4 protein-coding genes and 1 pseudogene are annotated in these 8,133 nt (G+C 40.5%); 2 read left to right on the top strand and 3 right to left on the bottom strand.

Annotated elements, in window-relative coordinates; all coding sequences use genetic code 11:
- The 3 genes from E1176_RS10040 to E1176_RS10030 all read right to left on the bottom strand — a co-directional run.
- A partial coding sequence (locus tag E1176_RS10040) for an ABC transporter permease (protein ID WP_155210478.1) occupies positions 1 to 1,273 on the bottom strand: 1,273 nt, incomplete at its 3' end.
- Between the two features lies 1 nt (position 1,274).
- The gene (locus tag E1176_RS10035) at positions 1,275 to 3,668 is read right to left on the bottom strand and encodes an ABC transporter permease (protein WP_155210477.1); all 2,394 of its coding nucleotides are present in this window, start codon (positions 3,666 to 3,668) and stop codon (positions 1,275 to 1,277) included.
- Between the two features lie 18 nt (positions 3,669 to 3,686).
- Positions 3,687 to 6,113 carry an ABC transporter permease gene (locus tag E1176_RS10030; protein WP_155210476.1) on the bottom strand — a complete coding sequence of 809 codons (2,427 nt, stop codon included), beginning with the start codon at positions 6,111 to 6,113 and terminating at the stop codon, positions 3,687 to 3,689.
- Between the two features lie 171 nt (positions 6,114 to 6,284).
- On the opposite strand from E1176_RS10030, the gene E1176_RS10025 reads away from it, so the two are divergent.
- Both E1176_RS10025 and E1176_RS10020 read left to right on the top strand, forming a co-directional pair.
- Positions 6,285 to 7,652, top strand: coding sequence for a sigma-54-dependent transcriptional regulator (locus E1176_RS10025; RefSeq protein ID WP_155210479.1), 1,368 nt, complete (start codon positions 6,285 to 6,287; stop codon positions 7,650 to 7,652).
- Between the two features lie 59 nt (positions 7,653 to 7,711).
- Positions 7,712 to 8,133: pseudogene (locus E1176_RS10020) on the top strand (ATP-binding protein); the annotation flags it as partial.

Genomic DNA, 8,133 nt, shown 5'->3' with positions numbered 1-8,133 from the left:
CTACAACCAGATATTTTCTCAAGGTAGCAGACGCTCCCGTTTTTACTTCTGTAATCAGGTCTGCGGAAGAAAATTGTAGAGAAGGATATAAGCCGGCCATTACACCAATGAATATACTTCCACCAAACAATAGCAGAAGAAAAATTGGGGAGGTGTATGGAAGAGAGACCTCCTTCTGACTCAGTAATTCAAAAGCTGGAGATAAAACTTCTACAAAAGTGATTGCTAAAAGTGTTGATATGACAGAAATCAAAACAGATTCAGCCAGAAACTGAAAAACCACCTGGTTCTTTCTCGCACCAACCACTTTTCTCAAACCGATTTCCTTTACCCGATTGCTCATCATGGCGGTGTATAGATTTATAAAATTGATACAGGCTATGAGCAAGATCAGGAATGCCACAAGAGATAATAGCTTTATATATTTACTCTTTCCGGTAGGCACTCTTCCATCACTGAAGTCGTCATTCAGATAATACGAGGTAAATGGAAACGTAAAAAGTGCGTCTTCTCCGGGAGCAATACTATGAGCCGCAAGCACGTTTGTCAGCTTTGTGTTCATATGCTTCACGTCTGTATCACCTACCAGCTCGAGGTATACTTCTACGTTATAGTTAGAAAATGAATACTTATTGGTTCCCTTCCACCAGGGCCTGTGTTTATCTTCAAAAGGTTGATAAGGCAATATGAAATCAAACTGAAGTGAAGAGTTATTCGGATTTTCGTTGAGAACACCAGTCACCACATATGGCTCTTTGTCTTTGTAAGTAACATTGATCGTTTGCCCCAATGCAGACTCACCTCGAAAGTATTTTTCAGCTAGGGCAGATGAGATAACTACAGTGTTAGGCTTTGAGAAAATCGCCTCAGCATTACCCTCTGTCAATGAGAAACTGAAAATGTCTAAAAATGATGGGTCTGCGTAAATGCCATTTTCAGTAATCCTTAGGCCGTTATTTTCAAACACCACCTCACGAGGAAAAACACGTGTTATATTTGCGATCTCAGGCACATTTTCTTTTAGTAGTTGAGTCAACGAAGAAGGCGCATAAGGTACGATGGTACTCTCTGCATTTACACCCATTTCAGTGAGCACCTTATATATGCGATCGCTTTTAGCATGAAATTGATCGTAGTTGTATTCGTTCCAGGCCCAGTTGGCAATAAATATAAAGCAGGTGATACCGAAAGTGAGCCCAAAGATATTAATCAGGGTGAAGCCATAGTTTTTAGCGAGGCTCCTGTAGGCTATTTTTATATAGTTTTTAAACATATTATTCTTCTTTGAGTGTATTAGCCGGGCTGGCCATAGATGGCTTGATTGTTTGTATACAAATGATAAGTAATGCAGCAGCTATTAATGTGACGGCAGCAACTATAAAATGCCACGGACTGATTTCGATTCTATAGCTAAAATCTTTGAGCCATGAATTCATGAGGTACCAACCGAATGGAATGGCAATTACGGAGGCTATAATTATAAGCTTTAGAAAATTATGAGCGATCATATTTACAATTTGTAACGAGGTTGCCCCCAGTACTTTTCTAACTCCTATTTCCTTGGTTTTACGATGCACGGTGTAGCCGATGAGCCCGAAAAGACCTAGAAAAGCAATGAGAATGGATAGGATTGAAAATGAGTTGAAAATTGTACCAAATCGCTGGTCATTTTCATATGAGCTAAACAAAGCCTCATCCTGAAAAGTAAAATCAAACACGGCACCGGGAAAATGAGCCTTCCAGGCCGCTGTAGTAGTATTTAATAATTCTTGTGGGTTTTGACCTCTAAGTGTAATCCTTGAGAACCCGGAACCATTTAAAAACATACACAACGGCTCGATGGCATGGTGTAAAGAGTTAAAATGGAAGTTCTTAACCACACCAACGATTCGCCCTTCACGACCAATGTAGCTCACCTCTTTTCCCAGCGCCTCTTCCATACTCCAGCCGAAAGCAGCAACGGCAGCTTCATTGAGGATAAAAGCCTGAGTCGTATCTGATGCTATTGCTTCATCGAAATTACGACCCGCTAAAAGCGTCATTTTATAGGTTTGTATGTAATCATAGTCTACCGGCAGGCGATACATTTTAAGAAAATGCTTGTCGCCATTAGGTAGGGTGTAATTCATATTGGAGTTACCCAAACCACCGGTTATCATTGAGCCTGATCTGGCAGCATCGATCAGTTCTGTTGAGCTTTTAAGGGTATTGATAAATGGTTGATAGCCATTGATAACATCAGAATTGCCATTTACTCGAAGTACCAGCAGATTGGATTTGTCGTACCCCAGATCCTTGGTTTGTACAAAGTTTAGTTGTTGTTTGACTACAACTAAGCCAACCAGGATGACCATTGTGACAGCAAATTGAAATGTAACTAGTGCTTTCCGCAACTGGCTTTTGTCGCTAGCCTGTATTTTACCCTTTAGGGAATTGGTAGTTTTTACATTGGCCAGCAAATAGGCTGGAAAGTAGCCAGAAATCAAACCTAGAGGAATGCATATCAGCAATAACTGTAATGACAAGGTTATGCGATCAAACTCAAGGTGTGTTTTACCCGTCAGCTCAAAGAAAAATGGTTTTAGCAACTCTACCAGTAAACCCGCACAAACCATGGCAATACATGTAAGCACTAAGGTCTCCGTAAGGTGTTGCTTTATCAACTGCCCTTTATAGGCACCCAAAACTTTTCTTACTCCAATTTCTTTGGCCCGATCTAGAGAAAATGAGGTAGATAGATTGATGTAATTAATGCAAGCTAAAATCAGGATGAATATACCTACCGCAGAGAAAATCCATACATACTCAATACTGCCATTGCCCAAAAACTCATACTGTAAATCGCTATGAAGATAAATATCTGTAATGGGTTGTAGGTAAAACCTAAAGTATAGATCATACTCTGCTATTGTCTCTCCGAGATGCTCATTTACCATCTTAGGCAGTTTTGCTTCTAGTTTTTTTGCAGAACTACCATCTTGCAATACCACATAGGTATGATAACTGTTGTTCCCCCACACTTCCATGGCCTCGGGACTTACACTTTCAATGGTGCTGATCGAAGCCAAAAAATTAAAAGTAAAGTGTGACGTTTTCGGAGGGTCAGCTATTACACCAGTGACTTCATAATCCACTCCATTTCCATCCGGGTCGTACTGAAATATCTTCAATGTCTTACCAATCGGGTTTTCTTTTCCGAAATACTTATTTGCCATTGTCTCCGTGAGTACTATCTGATATGGAGCAGAAAGGGCGGTTTTTTCGTTGCCACTTAAAAGGTGATAACCAAATACATCAAAAAATTCAGGATCAGTAAGAATGATGTACTGCTCTACGAATCGAAGGTCTCCATTTTCGACCAGCGCATTGTTTTTATCAAGCCTTACTCTGGTTTTTACCTCCGGAAACATGTCTACCATGGCACCACCCAGGGGTAGGCTCGTTACTGATTGATGCCATCGATCTGAGCCAGTTCCCGCTTCAGCGACTACTCGATAAATATTGTTGTTATTGGGAATATGCTTGTCGTAACTGAGTTCGTCTATAACCCAGTTGAGAATAAAAACTACACAAAGAAGACCCGAAGCAAGCCCTACAACATTTATAATGGAGTAGCCTGTTTTTCTACGGATGGTCCGTAGCGCTATTTTTAAATAATTATGAATCATGGTGTTGTTGTTTTGAGCTTATTGTTCTTTCAAAGTTTCTACAGGGTTGATATTGGCGGTCTTGATGCTGAGGTACAAGATGGTAAGCAATGCTACACCGATGAGCACTAGCCCGGCAATGAGAAAGTAGCCGATAGAAAGATTGACGCGATAAGTGAAATTTTCTAACCAGCTATGCATTACAAGCCAGGCAACCGGAGCAGCAATAAGTATAGAAACGATTATGAGCCTGGTAAAATCCTTCAGTAAAAGGCCAAGAATTTTGAGCTCACTTGCACCAAGGGCTTTACGAATGCCAACTTCTTTTAATCGTTGGCTGTAGCTAAGCGATGCTATGCCGAAAAGACCAAAACATGCGATGAAAATGGCGATAGCCGCAAAACTTGAAAAAACATCAGCAGTCTTTTGGTCTCCACTATATTGCTGGCCCATATCGTCTGCTAAGAGCGAGTATTCAAACACAAACCGATCTTCAAATTGTGACCATACGGATTTAATTTCGGCCAGCGTTTCTGTAAAATCAGCGCCTTTTACTTTTATGATTACATCGTTGTAGGCAGGGCGAAGTGAAAATAGCAATGGTCTCACAGGTTGGTGTAAAGAACTGTAATTAAAATCTCTGGCGACTCCTACGATTGTTCCTTTCAACGGAGGTCTGCCATTGTTGTCCCACGACCAAACTATTTCTTCACCTACAGGCTCTGCAAGCTGTAGATTACGAGCAGCCGTTTCATTAATAATAAAGGCTACAGAGTCTGTGGGAAAATCTTTAGAAAATGCCCTCCCGGCCAGTATTTCAATACCAAGTGTTTCAAAAAAATTATAATCCACCATCACTTCGGAGCTGCCGATGCTGGCCTGAGGGTCGTCAGCCCTGGCGATTGAGTTTTGGTTAAACTGCTTACCCGGTACATTTGAAGAGGCTGAAACAGATTCAATTCCATTGATCTTGAGTAGCTCTGTTTTAAGCGAGGTAAAATCCCCTATCAGGTCATAATTTTTAAGGGGCACGATTACCACCCTGTCCTTATCAAACCCCAGGTCTTTGTTTTTTATAAATTGTAACTGATTATAAATTACAAGGCTACCGGTAAGCAATACCATCGAAATCACGAATTGAAAGATGATTAGTGACTTTCTAAAAGTGGCGCCTTTGGGTTTAACCTTATCAATACCTTTTAGACTACTCACCGGGTTTATAGAAGAAAGAAACAATGAAGGATATAGGCCGGAAATGAGTCCGGTTAAAATTGTGCTGCCCAATAGTATTGCTGTAAGCTCCGGCTTTTGCAAATAGTCTATGGACAGGTCCTTATCGGTGATATAGTTAAATAATGGAAGACAAACTTCAGCGAGAAGCCCTGCCAAAACCATTGCAATGAGTGCAGTAAGTACAGATTCGCTTAAAAACTGAAAGCTCAATTGATTTTTATATGCACCCATAGACTTTCTTATACCAATTTCTTTAGAGCGCTCTGTCGATCTCGCGGTGGTAAGGTTCATAAAATTGACGCATGCTATTATGAGAATGAGTAAAGCGGCCGCTGTCATGATATAGATATAGTCTACATTTCCATTGGATTCCAGCTCCCACCTTATGTTTGATTTTAGATGTATATCTGTGAGTCTCTGTAGCTTGAAATGCATGCCAGCGTCTATTGCTCGTCTCATGTCTTCTTCTGAGACCTCTACATATCCCGAGGCCCACTTCATCAATTGATTTTCCAGCAAGTCAGGGTCACTTCCAGGTGCTAGTTTTATATAATTAAAATGACCAAAGTCGGCCCAGGTATAATAAGGGCTTGCACCGTCTTCAATTACTTTTTGAGTTACATAAGACACAAGCGCATCAAAATGAAAATGAGAGTTTTTAGGCACGTCCTCAAACACACCTTCTACGAATACTAAAGTTTCGTCATTATTTATGGCTAGTTGCTTACCGATAGGGTCATCATCCCCAAAATACTTTTTGGCAGTCGATTCGGATATGAGCAGACCGCCAAAACTTCTCAACACTTTTTTAGGGTCCCCTTTTGTGAGTTTAAATGAAAACACTTCAAAAAATGTGCTGTCTACACTCAAAATGCCATCTTCATCGAAGGTGATGTCATTTTCAGGATTTTTAACAGAGAACATCTGCTTAGTAAGGCCCGGACCCCACAATGGAGATAAAGATACAGCAGATTCTACCTGAGGGAAATCACGCACGAGCGCCTGAGCCATGGGGTGAGGTGTACGAGTTTGTGGTTGTTCCGACCACCAGGCTATGCGATAAATATCATCGGCATTTTCATGAAACTGGTCAAAACTGGTCTCGTCTTGTACATATAGGCTGATTAATACTACAGATGTAAGGCCTACAGCCAGACCAGTAATATTTATGACGGTATGCACTTTACTTTTAAGCAGATTACGCAATGCTATTTTGAGGTAATTCTTGATCATCGGTTGTTGTTTTTGGCGTTTGAGTAATTGTTATTCCCAAATGAGTGCCAGTTTATGAATATAGCATTATAATGCGTTTGAAGCAGTTTAATTTTAAAACCGCTATTTAAAGTGTTTCACAACGGAACAATAATGTGTTTCGTTGTGAAACATTTTAGTATCTTGGCTGCAATGCAAAAGACTCAGGCAAATATATTAGTAATAGATGATGATCGAGATGTTTTGCACTCAGCGAAGATAGTGCTCAAGCCTGTTTTTAGTAAAATAATTACAGAAAGCAACCCTGAACAACTCTCGTATCTCATTAGCAATAATCAATACGATGTCATACTCCTCGACATGAACTATACCGCAGGGGCTACCAGCGGTAAGGAAGGCTTATTTTGGCTTAAACGAATAATTGACACTATACCCGACCAACAGGTAGTGATGATGACAGCTTATGGTGATCTAAAATTGGCCGTAGAGGCTATGAAAGTAGGAGCTGCGGATTTCATAGTAAAGCCATGGGAAAACGAAAAATTTCAAGCTACTATTCTGTCAGCATTCAATCATAGTCAATCCAAAAAAGAGTTATCGACTCTTAAGCATAAGCAAAATCAAATGAAGGAGATGCTCACTCAGGCAGACCATGATATAGTCGGCAGCTCTGTGGCTATGAAAGAGATATTTTACACTATCGATAAAGTATCGGAAACAGATGCTAACATTCTCATATTAGGTGAAAATGGAACGGGGAAAGAATTAGTAGCAAAAGCAATTCATCAAAGGTCAAAAAGGGCTGATGAGGTATTTGTAAAAGTAGACCTGGGCTCAATTTCTCATAGTTTGTTTGAGTCAGAACTTTTTGGTCATAAAAAGGGCGCATTTACTGACGCAAAGGAAGATCGTGTTGGTCGGTTTGTCATGGCCGATGGAGGCACTTTGTTTTTAGACGAAATAGGTAATTTGAGTCTTGAGATGCAAGCCAAATTACTAAGTGCGATCCAGTCAAAGAGTATAACCCCGGTAGGTAGCGATAAATCGCATAAAACGGATTGCCGGATAATAGCGGCTACTAATGAGAATATCCATCAAATGATAGCTGAGAAGAAATTTAGAGAAGATCTCCTTTATCGAATAAATACTGTGGAGGTGGTGGTGCCTCCATTGCGAGAGCGCTTAGAAGATATTTCTTTATTGGCTAACCATTATCTAAGCATATTTAACCAAAAATATAGAAAGGCATTAAGCATTAATGATGATGCGATCGAGTTTCTTAAGCAGCATAGCTGGCCGGGTAATGTGAGGGAGTTGCAGCATGCGATTGAGCGAGCGGTTATTATGGCTGAGGATGTGGTGTTGCGACCAACAGATTTCTTGCTCAAACCAAGCGGGATCAAGCAGAAGCAAGACACGCTTAAACTGGAAGAAATAGAAAAAGAAACGATTGAGGAAGCGATAAAACAACATCAGGGAAATATGAGCAAGGCTGCTAAAGCCCTGGGCCTAGGCCGCACCACGCTGTATAGAAAAATGGAAAAATATGGGATTAAATAAGGTAGGAGCTGGGAACTAGGGGCTAGGAGCTAGGGGCTAGTTGCTCATTGCGGATCATTATGAAACTACAGAAAAATTTTCGCATTAATGTAACGATAAGGGTGGTGGCCATTGTAGCACTATCACTTTTGTTAGCATGGGTTTTACTTAATACAGACTGGTTTTTTACGCCATTCGTTGTTTCTGTGTTTTTGCTCCTGACTATGCTCAGCTTGATTTTCTATGTAGAGCGTACCAACAAAAACCTCAGCCAATTCTTGCTTACCATCAAGCAAGGTGGGTTTACAAACCTTTTTAAAGACTCCAACCACGGAGGTACACATGGTCATTTAAATGAGGTTTTTAACGAAGTGCTTCTCCAATTTCAGAAAATCACACTAGAAAAGGAGTCACACTACCAATACTTACAAACGCTCAATGAAAACCTGGGCATTTCGCTGTTAAGTTTTGATGAGGAAGGCAAAATCGAGTTGATGAATCC

It is taken from the genome of Fulvivirga aurantia (genome assembly GCF_009711475.1).
Classification (GTDB): domain Bacteria; phylum Bacteroidota; class Bacteroidia; order Cytophagales; family Cyclobacteriaceae; genus Fulvivirga; species Fulvivirga aurantia.
This window is presented reverse-complemented; position numbering and strand designations above follow the sequence as displayed.

Bases quoted from the DNA above. Each gene is read 5' to 3' on its own strand.
- E1176_RS10035 (WP_155210477.1), bottom strand. From the start codon at position 3,668: ATGATTCATAATTATTTAAAAATAGCGCTACGGACCATCCGTAGAAAA.
- E1176_RS10030 (WP_155210476.1), bottom strand. From the start codon at position 6,113: ATGATCAAGAATTACCTCAAAATAGCATTGCGTAATCTGCTTAAAAGT.
- E1176_RS10025 (WP_155210479.1), top strand. From the start codon at position 6,285: ATGCAAAAGACTCAGGCAAATATATTAGTAATAGATGATGATCGAGAT.